Source organism: Lutibacter sp. B1 (assembly GCF_012524075.1).
In the GTDB taxonomy this organism is placed as follows: Bacteria; Bacteroidota; Bacteroidia; order Flavobacteriales; family Flavobacteriaceae; genus Lutibacter.
This window is the reverse complement of sequence record NZ_JAAZUI010000027.1, coordinates 15,305-35,065: the sequence shown is the minus strand read 5'-3', so window position 1 is coordinate 35,065 and position 19,761 is coordinate 15,305. Positions and strand designations below refer to the sequence as shown.

Annotated in this window: 13 protein-coding genes and 1 pseudogene; 7 read left to right on the top strand and 7 right to left on the bottom strand. The window is 31.6% G+C overall.

The window, feature by feature from the left end; translation table 11 throughout:
* Positions 1–572 (top strand): annotated as a pseudogene (locus tag HGB55_RS13365) (sodium/glucose cotransporter); the annotation flags it as partial.
* A gap of 303 nt (positions 573–875) precedes the next feature.
* Here HGB55_RS13365 and mnmE read toward each other — a convergent pair.
* From mnmE to purL, 7 genes are all read right to left on the bottom strand, one after another.
* Positions 876–2,288, bottom strand: coding sequence for a tRNA uridine-5-carboxymethylaminomethyl(34) synthesis GTPase MnmE (gene mnmE, locus HGB55_RS13360; RefSeq protein WP_168817392.1), 1,413 nt, complete (start codon positions 2,286–2,288; stop codon positions 876–878).
* A gap of 156 nt (positions 2,289–2,444) precedes the next feature.
* Positions 2,445–2,888: a DUF4268 domain-containing protein gene (locus HGB55_RS13355; RefSeq protein WP_168817391.1), complete on the bottom strand. Its 444-nt coding sequence runs from the start codon at positions 2,886–2,888 to the stop codon at positions 2,445–2,447.
* Complete coding sequence (locus tag HGB55_RS13350) at positions 2,888–3,469, bottom strand: tRNA-(ms[2]io[6]A)-hydroxylase (RefSeq protein ID WP_168817393.1); 582 nt, start codon at positions 3,467–3,469, stop codon at positions 2,888–2,890. The genes HGB55_RS13355 and HGB55_RS13350 overlap by 1 nt, the downstream gene beginning before the upstream one ends.
* Before the next feature lie 15 nt (positions 3,470–3,484).
* Positions 3,485–5,185: a DNA polymerase III subunit gamma/tau gene (gene dnaX / locus HGB55_RS13345; RefSeq protein WP_168817390.1), complete on the bottom strand. Its 1,701-nt coding sequence runs from the start codon at positions 5,183–5,185 to the stop codon at positions 3,485–3,487.
* Between the two features lie 43 nt (positions 5,186–5,228).
* Complete coding sequence (locus HGB55_RS13340; RefSeq protein WP_168817389.1) at positions 5,229–7,025, bottom strand: long-chain fatty acid--CoA ligase; 1,797 nt, start codon at positions 7,023–7,025, stop codon at positions 5,229–5,231.
* Positions 7,026–7,109: 84 nt separating this feature from the next.
* Positions 7,110–8,888 (bottom strand): long-chain fatty acid--CoA ligase, encoded by a 1,779-nt coding sequence (locus HGB55_RS13335; RefSeq protein WP_168817388.1) that lies wholly within the window; start codon positions 8,886–8,888, stop codon positions 7,110–7,112.
* Positions 8,889–8,975: 87 nt separating this feature from the next.
* A complete protein-coding gene (purL, locus tag HGB55_RS13330; protein WP_168817387.1) occupies positions 8,976–12,791 on the bottom strand; it encodes a phosphoribosylformylglycinamidine synthase in 3,816 nt (1,271 codons plus the stop codon).
* A 960-nt stretch (positions 12,792–13,751) separates the two neighbouring features.
* Between purL and HGB55_RS13325 the strand changes: the two genes are divergently transcribed.
* From HGB55_RS13325 to hisH, 6 genes are all read left to right on the top strand, one after another.
* The gene (locus HGB55_RS13325) at positions 13,752–14,048 is read left to right on the top strand and encodes a GIY-YIG nuclease family protein (RefSeq protein WP_168817386.1); all 297 of its coding nucleotides are present in this window, start codon (positions 13,752–13,754) and stop codon (positions 14,046–14,048) included.
* Between the two features lie 358 nt (positions 14,049–14,406).
* A complete protein-coding gene (gene hisG, locus HGB55_RS13320; protein ID WP_168817385.1) occupies positions 14,407–15,264 on the top strand; it encodes an ATP phosphoribosyltransferase in 858 nt (285 codons plus the stop codon).
* Positions 15,265–15,275: 11 nt separating this feature from the next.
* The gene (gene hisD, locus HGB55_RS13315; protein WP_168817384.1) at positions 15,276–16,559 is read left to right on the top strand and encodes a histidinol dehydrogenase; all 1,284 of its coding nucleotides are present in this window, start codon (positions 15,276–15,278) and stop codon (positions 16,557–16,559) included.
* Positions 16,560–16,641: 82 nt separating this feature from the next.
* A complete protein-coding gene (hisC, locus tag HGB55_RS13310) occupies positions 16,642–17,694 on the top strand; it encodes a histidinol-phosphate transaminase (RefSeq protein ID WP_168817383.1) in 1,053 nt (350 codons plus the stop codon).
* A gap of 1 nt (position 17,695) precedes the next feature.
* A complete protein-coding gene (hisB, locus tag HGB55_RS13305; protein ID WP_168817382.1) occupies positions 17,696–18,832 on the top strand; it encodes a bifunctional histidinol-phosphatase/imidazoleglycerol-phosphate dehydratase HisB in 1,137 nt (378 codons plus the stop codon).
* A gap of 36 nt (positions 18,833–18,868) precedes the next feature.
* Positions 18,869–19,501: an imidazole glycerol phosphate synthase subunit HisH gene (gene hisH, locus HGB55_RS13300; protein ID WP_168817381.1), complete on the top strand. Its 633-nt coding sequence runs from the start codon at positions 18,869–18,871 to the stop codon at positions 19,499–19,501.
* The last annotated feature ends 260 nt before the right edge of the window (positions 19,502–19,761 follow it).

Here is a 19,761-nt window from a genome sequence, read left to right as displayed (position 1 = left end):
CATCATTAGCATCTATGCTTAACTCTACATCTACTATTTTTACAATGGATATATATAAGCAATATATCAATAAAAATGCAAGTGATAAAGCAACAGTAAATATGGGTAGAATTTCAGCAGGAGTTGCCTTGATAATTGCTTGTATAATGGCACCATTATTAGGAGGAATTGATCAGGCATTTCAATTTATACAAGAATATACAGGCGTTGTAAGTCCGGGTATTTTAGCGGTATTTATGTTAGGACTATTCTGGAAAAAAACAACAAACAAAGGAGCTATTGTAGGTGCTTTAGCTTCAATTCCTATAGCAATGTATTTTAAGGTAGCACCAAAAGGATGGTCAACAAGTTCATTTTTTGTAGATGTTCCTTTTATGGATCAAATGGGATATACTTTTATTTTGACTATGATAGTGATTTCAATGGTTAGTTATTTCCAACATAAAGGAGCGGATGATGCAAAAGGAATTCCGTTAACAAAAGAGTTGTTTAAAACCAGTCCGAAGTTTAACATAGGCGCTTTTGCTGTTATGATTATTTTGGTAGCTCTATATGCTGCTTTCTGGAAGTAATGATATATAAAATATAATTTGATTGAAGATAGTACTAATTATGATCTGATTTTTTAAAACAGAAAATAATTATTTTAAATTTTGCTGATAAAAAGAGGGATGTAATCCCTCTTTTTTATTTGAGGGTGTAGGAACATTTATTATAATTTTATAATAAATCCACCAAGGGTTTTATTGTTATAACTATTATTGAATTATCTTTATATTGTTTAATTATACCATCACTTTAAATAGTTATTTTAAAGTATAAAAATGTCTGTAAAATATTTAATATCAGTATTTTAAATTCTATTTGTAGACCTTTTACTTCCCAATACAAAAGTTAGCAAAAATATTTCCAAGTAAATCTTCTGTAGTTACTTTTCCTGTAATTTCACCTAAATAATGTAACGCCTGACGTATATCAATAGCAAACAAATCTGTACTAATATTGGCATCAATACCTTTTTGAACTTCTTTGATAGAATTATAAGCATTATTCAAAGCCTCAAAATGACGCGAGTTACTTACTATAGTTTCGTTATTACTTAATGCGCCTTTATTTACTAAATGGGCTAGGGTAGTAGTTAATTCGTGAATACCGGTTTTTTCTTTTGCTGAGAGGAACAGCAGTTCCATATTTTCAAAAGCTTCAATTACGTTACTTTTTAAATTAGTATCAATAACATCAACTTTATTGGCGATAATCATTAAATGTTTTGTTGGATGTTTTTCTACAATTTTATTAATTTCAAGATGAATGTTTTCAATTGATGTTGTACCGTTTTTAACTTTTTCCAAATCAAACAGGTAAATAACCAATTGGGCTTGTTCTATTTTTTCGAATGTTTTTTTAATACCAATACTTTCAACAATATCTTTTGTATTTCTAATTCCTGCTGTATCAATAAAACGGTAGGCAATACCATCAATACTTATTTCGTCTTCAATAGCATCTCGTGTAGTTCCTGCAATATCGCTTACAATTGCTTTTTCTTCGTTCAATAAAGCATTTAGTAAAGTTGATTTCCCAACATTGGGTTCTCCAATAATAGCAACTGGAATACCATTTTTTAACACATTTCCTAAAGCAAAAGAATCTATCAATTTTTTTAAAACTGAACTAATTTTAGCTACCAGTTTGTTAAAAGCTGTTCTATCGGCAAATTCAACATCTTCTTCAGCAAAATCGAGTTCTAATTCAATTAAACTTGCAAAATTTAGTAATTGTTCACGTAAATTTTCAATTTCACTGCTAAAACCACCACGCATTTGTTGTAATGCAACCTGATGTGATGCTGCTGAATTTGAACTTATTAGATCTGCTACAGCTTCAGCCTGACTTAAATCCATTTTGCCATTTAAAAAGGCTCTCAATGTAAATTCACCCGGCTCAGCATTTCTAACGCCATTTTTGATGAATAACTGAATTATTTCTTGTTGAATATAAACTGAACCATGGCAGTTTATCTCTACCACATTTTCACCTGTATAAGAATTAGGATTTTTAAAAACTGAAACCAATACTTCATCAATTATACGATGGTCTTCAATAATATTTCCTAAATGAATAGTGTGCGATTTTACATTGGTTAAATCTTTTTTAGCAAATTTTGATCTAAAAAACTGATTTACAATTTCTATTGATGTAGAACCTGACAAACGAATAACGGCAATTGCACCAACACCCGATGGAGTTGCTAAAGCAATAATAGTGTCATTAGGAATTGTATTCATGGTTACAAAAATAAGGTATTTTTTGAATGTTTATAGGAATTAGTTTTTGAAAAAAAATAATTATTGCGAAGCAAATTTTTAATTTACAGTGGCAATTTATTGTTAATTAAAGAGATTATTTTGTTGCGATGCTCTTAATAGCGTATCAATTTGGAATTAGTAATAAATGACTTGTTTTATAAAATCTTCAAAATCTTCATAAAATTCTTCAAATTGATGCATAGCTTCATTAAAAAATAGAAATGCGCCTTGCCAAGTATTTTTATTGTGAATATTAAACTCTTTGTTGTATTTCACATAAATTCTATGAATAATTTTTCCGTTCTCTAATAGATATAGTTCATCAAAAATAACGTCTGGTAAATAATCTTCAATTAAATTATTTTTTAATTCTAAAACTTGGTCGAAAAGTAATTCATTTTTAGTCCTATCTGCCGATTCAATATCTAAACAAACCAATGCCTCTTTTGTGTTTGCTGAAAATTTAAAACTGAAACCCTTTATTTTGGTATTATACAATAACCATTTTCTTGGGAACGATTTGCCAAAGCTTGTCCAAAATTCTTTTCTAAGTTTTTCTGATTCTTCTTTGCTGTACATTAACCGTGAACTTTTGCTTTTATACCTCTCGATTTCATGAATTCGGCTTCGTATTCCAATAAGCCTTTCCATTTTTTATTCACAATTTCTTTGTCTTGATATTTTCTGGCAAAATTTAAAAATGTAGCATAATGATTTGCTTCCGAAGCCATTAAATCAAGATAAAATTTAGAAAGTTCAGCATCTTCCATATTTTCGGAAAATACTTTAAAACGTTCACAACTTCTGGCTTCAATTAAGCCGGCAATTAACAAGCGTTGTATTAAACTTTCCAATCGGTCTTTTGTTTTTGGAAAAAAACTTTGCAAATGGAGTGCATAATCATTTTTAGTTCCTTGTCCTAAGGTCATACCTCTTTTTACCATTATATCGTGTACCATTTTAAAATGTTGCATTTCTTCAATGGCAATTAAGGCCATTTCCTGTACCAATTCTGTTTCTTCAGAATAATTGATAATAATGGATGTAGCATTTGCAGCAGCTTTTTGTTCAGCAAAAGCATGGTCTGTTAATATTTGTCGTAAATCATTTTTAGCAATTTCAGCCCATGAAGTTGCAGTTTCAAATTGTAGTCCTAGCATCATAATCGTTCAGTTTTATAAGTCTAAATCAAAAGTCTTTTTCAATAATTCAATTGCGCTGTTTTTTTCTTTTAATTTCTGATATTTTTCTTGAGGTGTGTAAGCGTATTTTTTTGTTTCCTGTTCGTTTACGTCAATTAAAATATCAACCTTGAAATTATTTAAACGTTCTCTCAAAAATTTTAAAAGAGGAGGTTTTGTGCGCTCTAATTGATCTTTCATTAAAGCATTTGGAAGCTCAAAATGTATTTGGTGATCTTCTTTAACAGTAGGTTCGTTGGCATTCATTATTGATGCCACACTTTTTTTACCTTTATTCAGTAGTTTTTCAATATATTCTTTCCATAAGGCAACAACTTTGTCTTCTACAAAATCATCACTCGGTAAACCTTCAACTTCTTCAAAATCGACTTCAATTTTTGAAATTTCTTTTTTGCGCTCAATACTGTTTAATGATAATGCTGAAGGACGTCTTTTTCCATTTTTTAATATAGGTTTAACAAACTCTTTTTCAGTTTTTTCTATATTATGAACTGAAGAAGTTTTTTTAATGGCATTATCTTCTTTTTTTAGAATTGATTTTGCTTTTACAGTTCTTTTTACTTCAGTTCTAAAGTGTAAAGCGGCAATTATGAAGGGTTTATCATTTTTTTTTTCTCCATCAAAAGTGATAGAGGCTAATTGCATTAAAGTTAATTCAACCAGAAGTCGTTGATTTTTACTTCCTTTATACTTTAAATCGCAGTCGTTAGCTAAATCTATCGCTTGGAGCAAGAACTTTAAATCACATTTTTGTGATTGTTCTAGATATTTCTTTTTAGCATTATCACCAACCTCTAAAAGCTCAATAGTTATTTTATCTTTTGCAACCAACAAATCTCTAAAATGAGCAGCCAAACCACTAATAAAATGATTACCGTCAAATCCTTTGGCTAAAATTGAATTAAAATGAATTAATACTTCCGGAATCTTAATGTCTAACAATAAATCGGTTGTTTTAAAGTATTCATCATAATCAAGCACATTTAAATTTTCGGTCACCGCTTTTCTGGTTAATTCAGTCCCGGAAAAGCTAACTACTCTATCGAAGATTGACAGAGCATCTCGCATAGCACCATCAGCTTTTTGAGCAATTATATGAAGCGCATCATCCTCAGCATTTATATGTTCTTGTTTGGCAATATTTTCTAAATACTTTTTGGTATCTAAAACTCCAATTCTCTTAAAATCAAATATTTGACATCTCGATAATATGGTTGGAATTATTTTATGCTTTTCAGTAGTTGCTAAAATAAAAATAGCATGAGCAGGTGGTTCTTCCAGCGTTTTTAGAAATGCATTAAATGCCGATTGTGAAAGCATGTGTACCTCATCAATTATATACACTTTGTATTTTCCGGTTTGAGGAGGTATTCTCACCTGATCGGTTAAAGCCCTTATATCATCAACCGAATTGTTAGATGCAGCATCTAACTCAAATATATTGAACGCAAAATCTTCGTCTGCATTCTCAACTCCTGCTTGATTTATCTTTTTAGCTAAAATTCGAGCACATGTTGTTTTACCTACACCTCTTGGACCTGTAAACAACAAAGCTTGAGCTAAATGGTTGTTTTTTATAGCATTTTCAAGCGTATTGGTAATTGCTTGTTGCCCAACTACATCCTCAAAAGTTTGAGGTCTATATTTTCGAGCTGATACTATAAAATGTTCCATTTAGATGATTTTGATTGTTGCAAAAATAAAAAAACCAATGGTTTTAATGTGATTCTGAATTATTATTTTCGTAAATTTTATTGTATAAATGTTTGTATTTTTCTATTATTTCATCTCGCTTAGGTTTCATGGTTGGTGTAAGTAAACCATTATCAATACCCCAAACATCGGGAGTTAGTTCAAATCGTTTTATTTGCTCCCATTTACCAAAACCTTTATTTACTTTATCAATTTCTTTTTGAATACGTTTTATAACATGCGGATTTTCAATTAAATCTTGATTATTACCAGGAATTGGCTCATGATGAATTTTAGCCCAATTTCTTAAAAATTCAAAATTAGGTTGAATGATAGCTGCAGGCATTTTTTGTCCTTCACCAATAACCAAAATTTGTTCAATAAAACGAGATGGTTTCATTTCATTTTCCAATAAAGCAGGTACAATGTATTTACCTCCTGAGGTTTTGAAAATTTCTTTTTTTCTCCCTGTAATTTTCAAGAAGCCTTCTTCATCAATTTCACCTTTATCACCGGTATGAAAATAATCACCGGTCATAACACTTTTAGTTCTTTCAGGGTCTTTATAATATCCTTGCATTACATTTGGCCCTTTTACTAAAATTTCACCATCATCAGCAATTTCAACTTCAACATTTGCTATAGGTTTACCAACAGTTCCAATTTTTAAACCTTCATTTTTATATACGTTCACAGAAATCACAGGAGAAGTTTCTGTAAGTCCGTATCCTTCCCAAACTTGCATTTTAGCAGCACAAAATACTCTGGCTAACCTTGGTTGAAGAGCAGCACTGCCCGAAACCATAGTTCCAAGATTGCCTCCTAAAGCTTCTCTCCATTTGCTAAAAATTAGTTTATCAGCTACAGCTAATTTTTTTTTGTACCACCAACCATTTTTATCATAAGGTTCATATTTTAAACCTAAATCAACTGCCCAAAAGAATAATGCTTTTTTTATGCCTTTTAGTTCAGAGCCTTTTGCTATAATACTGTCGTAAACTTTCTCTAATAAGCGCGGTACCACGGTCATTAAATGAGGTTTTACTTCTTTAATATTCTCTGCAACTTTTTCTATACTTTCTGCAAAATAGATGGAACATCCGGCGTATTGATATAAATAAAGTAACATTCTCTCAAAAATATGACAAACCGGTAAAAAGCTAAATGTTACAGATTCTCCTTTTACTATAGGAATTACAGGTGTACAATCAACAACATTGCTAACAATATTACTATGAGAGAGCATTACACCTTTTGGTTTTCCGGTGGTACCCGAAGTATAAATAATTGTTGCTAAATCTTCAGTTTTTACTTTTTCTTTTAACGCTTCAACTTCAGTTTGGTTACTTTCATCTTTTCCAAGTTCTAAAACTTCATTCCAGCTTTTGCAATTTTTAACGTCATCAAAAGAATAGATTTCTTTTAAGGTTGGAACATTTTCTTTTATAGCATTAACTTTTTTATAGAGGTCTTTATCTGATAAAAAGCAGTGAGAAATTTCGGCATGATTGAAAATGTATTCAAAATCTTCTTTTGTGATGGTTGGGTACATAGGAACGTTAATAGCACCTATTTGAAGTATACCAATATCAACTATATTCCATTCGGTTCTGTTATTGGTAGATATAACGGCAATTTTATCGCCGGGTTTTATACCTAATTTTAATAAGCCTCTACTTATTGCGTTAAATTTATTTAAGTATTCTTGGGTTGAAGTTGCAACCCATTCACCATTGTATTTGGTAACAAAAGCTTTGCTTAAGTTATAGTTATTTATTTGATAATAAGGTATATCAAATAATCGAGTTATATTATTTTGCATTTTTTGATTTAGGTTTTTTGTATCCTTGCAAAGTATAAAAATTAAAGTGAATATACAAGAAAGGTTGTTTCATACTTATTAATATTAGTTTGTATATATTTTATTGTATAAGTGTTTATATTTTTGTTTTATTTCTTTTCGTTTCATTTTTAAAGTTGGAGTTAATAAACCATTGTCTATTGACCAAATTTCTGGAGTAAGTTCAAAAGCTTTGATTTGCTCCCATTTCCCAAATTTTTTACAGGTTTTAGTAATTTCTTTTTGAATTCTATTGATAATATTAGGATTTTCAATAAAATCTTCATTATTATTTGGGATTGGCTCATTATGAATGCGTGCCCAATCCCTTAAAAACTCAAAATTTGGCTGAATGATAGCTGCGGGCATTTTTTCTCCTTCACCAATAACCATTGCTTGTTCAATAAAACGAGATTCTTTTAATTTACTCTCTAAAACAGCCGGAGCAATGTATTTACCTCCCGAAGTTTTAAACATTTCTTTTTTTCGATCGGTTATTTTTAAAAATCCTTCAGTATCAATTTCTCCAATATCACCTGTGTGTAGATAACCATTTACAATGGTTTTATGTGTAAGCTCTTCATTCTTATAGTAGCCTAACATAACATTACTTCCTTTTACCAAAATTTCCCCGTCATCAGCTATTTTTACTTCAACACCATTTAAAGTTTTGCCAACCGTACCAATTTTGAATTTTTTATTTCTAAAATCGTTAATGGCAACGCCTGGTGAGGTTTCGGTTAAACCGTAACCTTCAAAAATAGGAATTCCGGCAGCAGTAAAAATTTTGGTAAGTACTGGTTGCAATGGCGCACTACCCGAAACCAAAAATTTTATATTTCCTCCAAAAGCTTCTCTCCATTTACTGAAAATTAATTTTTTGGCAATAGTTAATTTGAAATGATACCACCAACCATTTCGTTTATAGGGTTTGTAATGTTTACCAAGTTCTAACGCCCAAAAGAAAAGCATTTTTTTGATTCCTTTTAAGCTGCTTCCTTTATCAACAATTTTATCATATATCTTTTCTAACAGGCGTGGTACTACAGGTATAAAATGAGGTTTTACTTCTTTTAAATTATCAGCTAGTTTATCAATAGATTCTGCAAAATAAATTTCAAAACACATAAATTGATAATAGTACATTGCAAAACGTTCTAAAATATGGCAGATTGGTAAATAGCTTAAAACTTTAAGTGTAGTTCCTTTTTCAAAATCCATGGCTTCTGCACCTGCCAATGTGTTTTCTGTGATATTTTGATGTGATAGCATAACACCTTTCGGTGTTCCTGTAGTTCCTGATGTATAAATTATAGTGGCAAGATCGGAAGGTAAAACACTATTTCGATATTCATCTACTAAAGATTGATTTGTGGTATCTTCACCTAATTTTAATAAGGATTTCCAGCTTGAAATTCCTGAAATTTCATCAAAAGAATACATATCTTTTAACTGTGTTTCATTTTTTATTTTACTTACTTTTTTTGCCAATTCGGCATCAGAAACAAAACAAAAAACAGCATCAGAATGGTTGATGATATATTGATAATCTTTAGATGAAATTGTAGGGTACAAAGGCACATTTATAGCTCCAATTTGTAAAACAGCAATATCCAAAATACTCCATTCAACTCTATTATTGGTTGTAACAACAGCAATTTTATCATTCTTTTTTACACCAAGCTTTAGCAAGGCTCTACTAATAATATTTGCCTGCTCAATGTATTGTTGAGTAGATGTAGGTATCCAATCATCACCAACCTTTGTGTTAAAACAATTAGGTTGCGGATTTGTAGCTAATTGACTGTATGCAAAGTCAAAAAGCCGACTTATATTTTTCGACATATTTTATTTTAGGTTACTGCAAAATAGGAATAAAAAAAGGATTTCACAAAAATGAAATCCTTTAGAACAGTAATTTTGAAATATTTTTTACTTTTTATTTAACCAGTTATAAGCATTGATAAAAGCTTGTAACCAAGGTGTTACATTATCATTTTTTCTTTCTGAAGGATAATATGCCCAGTTCCAAGGAAATGTTGAACGCTCTAAATGCGGCATCATTACTAAATGACGGCCGTCATCAGAATTTAACATCGCAGCGTTATAATCTGAGCCGTTTGGATTGAAAGGATAACCATCATACGCATATTTTGCAGGAATATTGTATTCGCTTTCATCTTTTGGAAAACTGAATTTTCCTTCTCCGTGAGCAGACCATATTCCTAAAGTACTTCCGGCTAAATTTTGAAGCATTACGGAGTTGTTTTCCATAATTTCAACCGCCGAGAATGTGCATTCAAATTTATGAGAGTCGTTATGCAACATTTTAGGTTTTTTGGTATGATTCGGATTTATCAATCCTAATTCAACAAAAAGCTGACAGCCATTACAAACACCTAACGAAAGCGTATCTTTTCTGTTAAAAAAGTTATTTAAAGCCGTTTTAGCCTTTTCATTGTATAAAAATGCTCCTGCCCAACCTTTGGCTGAACCTAAAACATCAGAATTTGAAAAACCTCCTACAGCAGCAATAAATTGAATATCTTCTAATGTTTCACGTCCGCTTATTAAATCGGTCATATGCACATCTTTTACATCAAAACCGGCCATATACATTGCATTAGCCATTTCACGCTCACTATTGCTTCCTTTTTCTCTAATTATGGCTGCTTTTATTTTGGCTTTCTCGTCATTACGAAGGAGAGAATCGACTGAAGTAATCTCATTACTAAATACAGATTGCTTCGTTTCGCTCGCAATGACATTTTTTAGCTTACCTGTAAAATGACTTGGAAACGTATATTTTAGAGGCTGTTTTTTGTAATTGTCAAAACGTTCTTTAGCTTTTACGTTACCAGATTGTTTAGCATCTAATAAATAAGAAGTTTCATACCAAACATCACGCAGTTCAGTAATATCAAAATCTAAAATTGTTTCGTAATTTGTAATTGTAATTGTATTACTTTCAGTGGCAGTTCCAATTTCAAAGAAATCAATAGTGTTTTTAGATAAAATTGAAGGAACTTCAGCATCACAACTTTGGAAAACAATACCACTATTTTCAGCAAATAATACTTTTATAGTATCATTTTCACCTAACGAAGTCAAATTAATGTTTAAACCAACGTTTGTTTGTGAAAAACACATTTCTAACAATGTAGTTAATAATCCACCCGAAGAAATATCGTGTCCTGCACTTATTTTACCTTTTTTGATAAGTTCCTGAATAGTGTTAAAAGCATTCTTGAACGCTTCAGTATCAACAATTGTTGGAGTTTCTTTTCCAATTTTATTTTGAACTTGCGCAAATGATGAACCGCCTAATTTAAACGTATCATTTGATAAGTTGATATAGTAAATTTTATTGTATTTATTAAGTTGAGCAACAGGTTCAACAACTTTGGTAATGTCATTACAATGTCCTGCGGCAGAAATAATTACCGTTCCGGGAGAAAGCACTTCATCATTTGGGTATTTTTGTTTCATTGATAAGGAATCTTTACCTGTTGGTACATTAATTCCTAGCTCAATAGCAAAATCTGAGACCGCTTTTACAGCTTTATACAAACGAGCATCTTCACCTTCGTTTCTACAAGGCCACATCCAGTTAGCTGATAAAGAAACCGACTCTAAATTATCTTGTAAAGGCGCCCAAATAATATTTGTTAAAGCTTCAGCAATTGCATTTTTACTTCCGGCAACCGGATCAATAAGCGCGCTTACAGGCGAATGACCAACAGAAGTTGCAATACCTTCTTTTCCATTGTAATCCAATGCCATTACACCACAATTGTTTAAAGGTAATTGTAACGGTCCTGCACATTGCTGTTTAGCCACTTTACCTGTAACACACCGGTCTACTTTATTGGTTAACCAATCTTTACAAGCAACAGCTTCTAATCGCAATACTTGCTTTATGTATGTGTAAATATCTTCCTGATTGTAAGAAACATCAGCATAATTTCTTTCAACAGAAACATCATTCATAATTGTTTTTGGAGAACTTCCAAACATATCGCTTAATGCTAAATCCATCGGTTTCTCTCCTTTAACTTTAGACTCAAACGTAAAATGTTTGTCGTTTGTAACGTCACCAACTTCATAAAAAGGAGAACGTTCTCTTTCGGCAATACGTTTTAGGGTTTCAGTATTTTCTTTGCTGATAACCAGTCCCATACGTTCCTGAGATTCATTTCCAATAATTTCTTTTGCAGAAAGGGTAGGATCTCCAATAGGTAATTTATCTAAATCAATAATTCCACCGGTTTCTTCAACCAATTCCGACAAACAATTTAAATGTCCGCCGGCACCGTGATCGTGAATAGAAACAATTGGATTCACATCACTTTCAACCATACCACGTACAGCATTTGCAGCTCTTTTTTGCATTTCAGGATTTGAACGTTGTACTGCATTTAATTCAATACCACTGTGGAACTCTCCCGTATCAGCTGATGATACTGCAGCGCCGCCCATTCCAATTCGGTAGTTTTCTCCACCTAAAATTATTATTTTATCACCTGTTTTTGGTGTATCTTTCAACGCCTGATCAGCTTTACCAAAGCCAATACCTCCGGCTTGCATAATTACTTTATCAAAACCTAATTTACGAGGAGCATTAGTACTGAACTTGCCTGTACTGAGCGTAGTCGAAGTATCAAAGTGTTCATCGTGTTCAAACGTTAAAAGAGAACCTGTAATTAATGGTTGTCCAAATTTATTTCCAAAATCTGAAGCACCATTAGAGGCTTTTATTAAAATATCCATAGGTGTTTGGTACAACCAATCACGTTCTTTCATTCCTTTTTCCCAAGGCTTGTGCAGATTGATGTCGAATTGCTTGCCCTGAGCGGAGTCGAAGGGTAATCGTGAATAGGAAGTCATATAAACAGCAGTTCCCGCCAATGGTAACGATCCTTTTCCTCCGGCTAATCTATCACGTATTTCTCCTCCCGATCCCGTTGCAGCACCGTTAAAAGGCTCAACAGTTGTAGGAAAGTTATGTGTTTCAGCTTTTAGTGAAATAACCGATTTAAAGTCTTTTTTCTCATAAAAATCTGGTTTATCGGCAGATTTTGGTGCAAATTGCTCCACCACAGGACCTTCAACAAAAGCTACATTGTCTTTATAAGCCGAAACAATTTTGTTAGGATTCGTTTCAGATGTTTTTTTAATCAATTTGAATAAAGACGTTGGCATTTCTTCACCGTCAATTACAAAAGTTCCGTTAAATATCTTGTGTCGGCAATGTTCAGAGTTTACTTGTGAAAATCCAAACACTTCAGAATCAGTTAGTTTTCTGCCAATTCTAGTACTCATTTCATTCAAATAAGCAACTTCTTCTTCACTTAAAGACAGTCCTTCTTGCTCATTATAACGTGCAATATCATCAATTTCTAAGATAGGAGCAGGAGCAATATTAATATCAAAAATAGCCTGATTTAGCGATGTGTATTTATGAAAAAGCATTGAATCAAAAGCTTCATCTTTTGTAGAAGCAGTAAATTCTTCAATTCTTATAATGTCTTCAATTCCCATATTTTGGGTTATTTCAACTGCATTTGTACTCCAAGGAGTAACCATTGCAGCACGCGGACCAATAAAAAAAGCATCAATAGATGCCTCATTTATTTTTTCTTGATTTCCAAAAAGCCAGTTTAATTTTTGAGTGTCCTCGCTCGTAAGTTCTTTTGACGTTTGAACAGCATAAATAGTACTGTTTGCGTTTCCAAAGAAATGAATCATATTTCTGATTTGTTTAGTGTGTTGTTAGAAAGCCCAAATTTAACCAAATAATTAGAAACATTTTAGATACATTTTATAATATTTCATCATTTATCAAATGAGTTTTTAACAATTTATTTTTTGGGCGTTCCCTAAAGGTCGGGCTATCACTACTCGCTTTTTACAGTAATTTATCAATTACAGTAAAAGAGCTCAAACAAACCGTTCTATCCCTAACGCGTTTACTTTCGTCATTACGAGGAGTTTTTTACGACGAAGTAATCTTGCGTTTTAAAAGTAACAGATTACTTCATTTCATTCGCAATGACGTTTACTTTCGTCATTACGAGGAGTTTTTTTACGACGAAGTAATCTTGTATTTTCAAAATAACAGATTGCTTCATTTCATTCGCAATGACGTTTATTTTCGTCATTACGAGGAGTTTTTTTACGACGAAGTAATCTTGCGTTTTAAAAGTAACAGATTGCTTCATTTCATTCGCAATGACGTTTACTTTCGTCATTACGAGGAGTTTTTTACGACGAAGTAATCTTGCGTTTTCAAAATAACAGATTGCTTCATTTCATTCGCAATGACGTTTACTTTCGTCATTACGAGGAGTTTTTTTACGACGAAGTAATCTTGTATTTTCAAAATAACAGATTGCTTCATTTCATTCGCAATGACGTTTATTTTCGTCATTACGAGGAGTTTTTTTACGACGAAGTAATCTTGCGTTTTAAAAGTAACAGATTGCTTCATTTCATTCGCAATGACGTTTATTTTAGTCATTACGAGGGGTTTTTTACGACGAAGTAATCTTGCGTTTTCAAAATAACAGATTGCTTCATTTCATTCGCAATGACGTTTACTTTCGTCATTACGAGGAGTTTTTTGCGACGAAGTAATCTTGCGTTTTCAAAATAACAGATTGCTTCATTTCATTCGCAATAACAAGGAAAAATTAATACTTTTATCAAATGAAAAAAAGCTATGTTTATTTTATGACCAATAAAAATAACACAGTTATTTATATTGGTGTTACAAGTAATTTAATAAAACGAGTCTATCAACATAAAACTAAAGGATTTAAAGGATTTACTTTAAAATATAATTGTACTAAACTAGTATATTTTGAAGAGTTTGAAGATATAAAAAAGGCAATAGAAAGAGAAAAGCAATTAAAGTCTGGTAATAGAAAAAGGAAAGAAGAGTTGATACAATCGTTAAATCCTAAATGGAATGATTTATCAGATGGTTGGATATTTCAATTTTAAATAACTCGTCATTACGAGGAGTTTTTTTACGACGAAGTAATCTTGCGTTTTAAAAGTAACAGATTGCTTCATTTTACTCACAATTACTGTTCAAATGTTAATTATTTAACAAAAAGCTATGTAAACGTAAATATTTAAAATATTTAGTGCGTTGGTTTTAAACATTTTTCTATATTTGTCACATAAAATTAAAAACAATGAATTTTATTCAATCACATCATCATTTTCATACTGGCACTCAAGCGAGATGAAAATATATTGAATAAATCGAAAATATATATAAAACCCGTTTGAGAAAATCAAACGGGTTTTTTTATGATTCCTTTTTGATTTTTTCAAGCATAAAAAAACAAAAAAAATGAATAGAATTAAAATAGCAGTTCAAAAATCGGGCAGGTTAAACGAAGACTCTTTGGCAATACTAAAAGACTGCGGAATTTCAATAGACAACGGTAAAGACCAATTAAAAGCACAATCAAGCAACTTTCCTTTAGAAGTTCTCTATTTACGTAACGGCGATATTCCTCAATATTTGAGAGATGGCGTGGTTGATATTGCTATTATTGGTGAAAATGTATTGATAGAAAAAGGACAAGATATTGGTATTGTAGAGAAATTGGGTTTTTCAAAATGCCGAGTTTCTATAGCTGTTCCAAAAGGAAAAAAATACAATAGTATAAAGGATTTAGATGGCAAGCGCATAGCAACTTCATATCCAAATACAGTTGTGGAATATTTTAAAAAATTCAACGTTCAGCCTGATATTCACCTAATAAACGGTTCGGTAGAAATTGCACCAAATATTGGTTTGGCCGACGCTATTTGCGATATTGTTTCCAGTGGAAGCACGTTGTTTAAAAATAATTTGAAAGAAGTAGAAGTAATGTTAAAAAGTGAAGCGGTTTTAGCTGTTTCTCCAAATATTTCAAAAGAAAATCAACTACTTTTAGATAAACTTCAATTTAGAATTAAAGCAGTATTAAAAGCCAGAAAATCAAAATATATTTTAATGAATGCTCCAAATGATAAAATTGAGAATATTATTAAAATATTACCCGGTATGCGCAGTCCAACAGTATTACCTTTGGCTGAAAAAGGGTGGAGTTCTATTCATACGGTTATCGAAAAAGATACTTTTTGGGAAGTTATTGACGAATTGAAAGAAAACGGAGCGGAAGGTTTATTGGTTATTCCTATTGAAAAATTGGTATTATAAATTAATTTGAAATGAAAAAATATCTAAATCCAAAAAAAGAAGACTGGTTGCAGTTACTTCAAAGACCAACACAAACAGTTGAGGCTATTGAAGCTACTGTCACTTCAATTTTTGAAGATGTAAAACGCAACGGAAATGATGCTGTACTTCGATATACATCTATTTTTGATGGAGTTGAATTAACGGATATGTATGTTTCTGAAGAAGAAATAATTGAGGCAGAACAACTTGTCTCAGAGGAATTAAAACAAGCAATTAAACTTGCTAAATCTAATATTGAAAATTTTCACACAGCACAAAAAACAAAAAAAGTTGTTGTAGAAACTGTAAGCGGAGTTGAATGTTGGCAAGAAAAACGCCCTATTCAAAAAGTAGGATTGTATATTCCCGGAGGTACAGCACCGCTATTTTCTTCGGTTTTAATGTTAGCAGTACCTGCACAAATTGCAGGTTGTAAAGAAATTGTACTGTGTTCACCTCCCGATAAAAGAGGAAACATCAATCCGGCTATAATTTATACTGCAAAATTATGTGGTGTTACAAAAATTATAAAAGTTGGTGGTATTCAAGCTATATCAGGACTCACATTTGGTACTGAAACAATTCCGCAGGTTTATAAAATATTTGGTCCCGGAAATCAATATGTTACAGTAGCAAAACAATTGGCAACAAAATTTGGTGTGGCTATTGATATGCCTGCAGGTCCAAGTGAATTATTAGTGGTTGCTGATGATACTGCAAATGCAAGTTTTGTAGCATCAGATTTATTAAGTCAATCGGAACACGGTGTTGATAGTCAGGTAATTTTAGTATCAACTTCTTTGGAAAAAATGAATGAAGTGGAAATAGAAATTGAAAAACAACTAAATGTACTGCCACGTAAAAAAATAGCAGAAAAAGCTATTGAAAATTCAAAATTAATTTTTGTTGAGAATAAAGAGACTGCTTTAGAATTAATTAATGAATACGGTCCGGAACATTTTATTATTTGTACAGAGAATACCGATTTTTATGTTAATGGAATAGAGAATGCAGGTTCTGTTTTTATAGGAAATTACACACCGGAAAGTGCAGGAGATTATGCTTCTGGCACAAATCATACCTTACCAACAAATGGGTATTCAAAAGCGTATTCAGGTGTAAATTTAGATTCATTTTTAAAATCGATTACTTTTCAAAAAATTTCAGAAAAAGGTATTCAAACTATTGGTAAAACTATTGAAATTATGGCAGAAGTCGAAGGTTTGCAAGCACATAAAAATGCGGTTACATTACGTTTAAATAGTTTAAAATAAGTCGTCATTCCGAATTTGTTTCGGAATCACATAAAATGAATAAATAATAATGAGACCCTGAAACAAGTTCAGGGTTACGTAGATGAAAAGAAAAACATTTAATATAGAAAACCTAGTTAGAGACAATATTAAATCATTAAAACCGTATTCTTCTGCAAGAGATGAGTTTAAAGAATTTGATACTGATATGATTTTTTTGGATGCTAACGAAAACCCGTTTGAAAATGGTGTAAACCGTTATCCCGATCCGCAACAAACTTCAGTAAAAAATGAGCTTTCAAAAATAAAAGGAATTCCTGAGAATCAAATTTTGTTAGGAAATGGAAGCGATGAGGTGCTGGATTTAATTTTTAGGGCTTTTTGTGAACCAAAACAAGATAACGTTATAACATTACCACCAACTTATGGAATGTATAAAGTGTTGGCAAATATTAATAACATTGAAGAAAAAGAGGTATTGTTAACAAAAGATTTTCAACCTTCAGTAAAGAAAATCTTATCAAAAGTTAATAAGAATACTAAAATAATATTTTTATGTTCTCCTAATAACCCAACAGGAAATAGTTTTTTACCTGAAGCAATTGATGAGTTGTTAGTAAGTTTCGATGGGTTAGTTGTTGTAGATCAGGCATATATCGATTTTACACAAGGTGACAATTGGTTATTAGAAGCGTTGGATGAATTTCCAAATTTAATAGTTACTCAAACATTGTCGAAAGCCTATGGAATGGCAGGAATCAGATTAGGAATTTGTTATGCTTCTGCTGAAATTATTTCAATTTTGAATAAAATAAAGCCACCATATAACGTAAATGAGTTAACACAAAAAAAAGCATTAGAGCGTTTGTTAAAACCTGAAGAAGTTAGACAAGAAGTTGTTCTAATTTTGCAAGAAAGAACTAATTTGGTTAGTGAATTAAAAACTGTTACATATATAGACAAAATATATCCTACAGATGCTAATTTTGTGCTTATAAAAGTTGATGATGCTACTAAACGATACAATCAGCTTATTAAAAAAGGAATTGTTATCAGAAACAGAACAACACAGCCTTTATGTGAAAACACCTTACGTTTAACAATTGGTACATCTATAGAAAATATAAAACTCATAAAAGCATTAAAAGAAATTTAAAATGAAGAAAAAAGTATTATTTATTGATAGAGACGGAACCATAATTAAAGAAACGTACGATCAGCAAATTGATGCATTCGATAAAATGATTTTTTACCCGAAAGCATTTACATATTTGGGTAAAATAGCCAAAGAATTAGATTATGAATTGGTAATGATTACCAATCAAGATGGTTTAGGTACAGCTATTTTTCCTGAAGAAAAATTTTGGCCGGTGCATAATTTTATAATGAAATCATTTGAAAATGAGGGGGTTGTGTTTAGTAAAGTTTTTATTGATAAAACCTTTCCTGAAGATAACGCCAATACGCGTAAACCGGGAACAGGTTTATTAACCGAATATTTTTCTGATGCTTACGATTTGGAAAATTCTTTTGTAATTGGAGACAGACTTACCGATGTTGAATTGGCCAAAAATTTAGGCGCAAAAGGCATTTTTATCAACGATAATACCAATTTTGGTACCAATGAAATAACTGTAAAAAGAGAGGAATTAGATAGTGTAATTGCTTTAGAAAGTAACGATTGGCAAAAAATTTATGAGTTTTTAAAATTAGAAAATCGTACTGCTGAAATTACCCGAAATACCAACGAAACGAAAATTTATATCAAATTAAATTTAGACGGAACAGGGAAAAGTGCTATTTCAACAGGAATTGCTTTTTTTGATCATATGTTAGACCAAATTGCACGTCACGGAAATATGGATTTAGCCATTAAAGTTCAAGGCGATTTAGAAGTTGATGAACATCACACCATTGAGGACACTATGATTGCTTTAGGTGAAGTTTTCTATAAAGCTTTAGGGAATAAAATGGGAATTGAGCGTTACGGATTTTGTTTGCCAATGGATGATTGTTTGGCACAGGTTGCTATTGATTTTGGAGGTAGAAACTGGTTAGTTTGGGAAGCCGATTTTAAACGTGAGAAAATTGGAGAAATGCCAACGGAAATGTTTTATCATTTATTTAAATCGTTTACTGATGGTGCAAAATGCAATTTAAATATTAAGGCTGAAGGGAATAACGAGCATCATAAAATTGAGGCTATTTTTAAAGCATTTGCAAAAGCCATAAAAGCCGCAGTAAAAAGAGATTCTGAAAAAATGATTTTACCAAGTACAAAAGGAATGTTGTAAGCCCCTTAAACCCCAAAGGGGGGAATTTTGAAAGTTATGAATAAATTTAATAAAGAAAAAAATATATCCCCCTTTGGGGGATTAAAAGGGGGCGTTGTCATTATAAACTACGGAGCAGGAAACATACAATCCATCAAATTTGCCATTAAACGTTTAGGATATGAAGCAATTTTAAGTGATAATCCGGAAGAGATAAAAGCTGCCGATAAAGTAATTTTTCCTGGAGTTGGTGAAGCAAGTAGTGCTATGGAAAAATTGAAAGCTACAGGTTTAGATACATTAATTCCAACTTTAAAACAGCCTGTTTTAGGTATTTGTTTAGGAATGCAATTAATGTGTAAGTATTGTGAGGAAGGCAATACACAAGGTTTGGGAATTTTTGATGTTGATGTTATAAAATTTGATAACAATGTTAAAGTTCCACAAATTGGATGGAATCAGATTGAAAATTTGAAATCAGAAATTTTTAAAGGAATCAAAGAAAAAGAATATATGTATTTAGTGCATAGTTATTACGTTCCTTTAAATAATGAAGCCATCGCAACAACTGAATATGGTATTAAATATGCTTCGGCATTGCAAGAAAAAAACTTTTACGGAGTACAATTTCATCCTGAAAAAAGTAGTTTAGCAGGGGAGCAGATATTAAAGAATTTTTTAGAGTTATAAAGAATTTTCGTCACCCTGAACTTGTTTCAGGGTCTCATAATATCTTGGAGTAATTAGATGAGATTCTGAAACAAGTTCAGAATGACGGATAAAGAAAAGATTGCCACAGCAAATGAAAAATTTGCTTCGCAAAGACAAGAAATAAATTAATAATAAGGATGTCATTCCTGCGCAGGCAGGAATCTAAACGCTATAAAAAGCAGTTTTTTACCTGTGTAGGAATGATAAAAGATTATATATTAAACAAATTAACAACTAAA

What these genes read in the sequence shown, in the direction of transcription:
- hisD (WP_168817384.1), top strand. Translation starts at nt 15,276, where the DNA reads ATGAAAAAATATCTAAATCCAAAAAAAGAAGACTGGTTGCAGTTACTT.
- HGB55_RS13325 (WP_168817386.1), top strand. Translation starts at nt 13,752, where the DNA reads ATGAAAAAAAGCTATGTTTATTTTATGACCAATAAAAATAACACAGTT.
- HGB55_RS13335 (WP_168817388.1), bottom strand. Translation starts at nt 8,888, where the DNA reads ATGTCGAAAAATATAAGTCGGCTTTTTGACTTTGCATACAGTCAATTA.
- HGB55_RS13340 (WP_168817389.1), bottom strand. Translation starts at nt 7,025, where the DNA reads ATGCAAAATAATATAACTCGATTATTTGATATACCTTATTATCAAATA.
- HGB55_RS13355 (WP_168817391.1), bottom strand. Translation starts at nt 2,888, where the DNA reads ATGTACAGCAAAGAAGAATCAGAAAAACTTAGAAAAGAATTTTGGACA.
- mnmE (WP_168817392.1), bottom strand. Translation starts at nt 2,288, where the DNA reads ATGAATACAATTCCTAATGACACTATTATTGCTTTAGCAACTCCATCG.
- hisB (WP_168817382.1), top strand. Translation starts at nt 17,696, where the DNA reads ATGAAGAAAAAAGTATTATTTATTGATAGAGACGGAACCATAATTAAA.
- hisH (WP_168817381.1), top strand. Translation starts at nt 18,869, where the DNA reads ATGAATAAATTTAATAAAGAAAAAAATATATCCCCCTTTGGGGGATTA.
- hisG (WP_168817385.1), top strand. Translation starts at nt 14,407, where the DNA reads ATGAATAGAATTAAAATAGCAGTTCAAAAATCGGGCAGGTTAAACGAA.
- HGB55_RS13350 (WP_168817393.1), bottom strand. Translation starts at nt 3,469, where the DNA reads ATGCTAGGACTACAATTTGAAACTGCAACTTCATGGGCTGAAATTGCT.
- dnaX (WP_168817390.1), bottom strand. Translation starts at nt 5,185, where the DNA reads ATGGAACATTTTATAGTATCAGCTCGAAAATATAGACCTCAAACTTTT.
- hisC (WP_168817383.1), top strand. Translation starts at nt 16,642, where the DNA reads ATGAAAAGAAAAACATTTAATATAGAAAACCTAGTTAGAGACAATATT.
- purL (WP_168817387.1), bottom strand. Translation starts at nt 12,791, where the DNA reads ATGATTCATTTCTTTGGAAACGCAAACAGTACTATTTATGCTGTTCAA.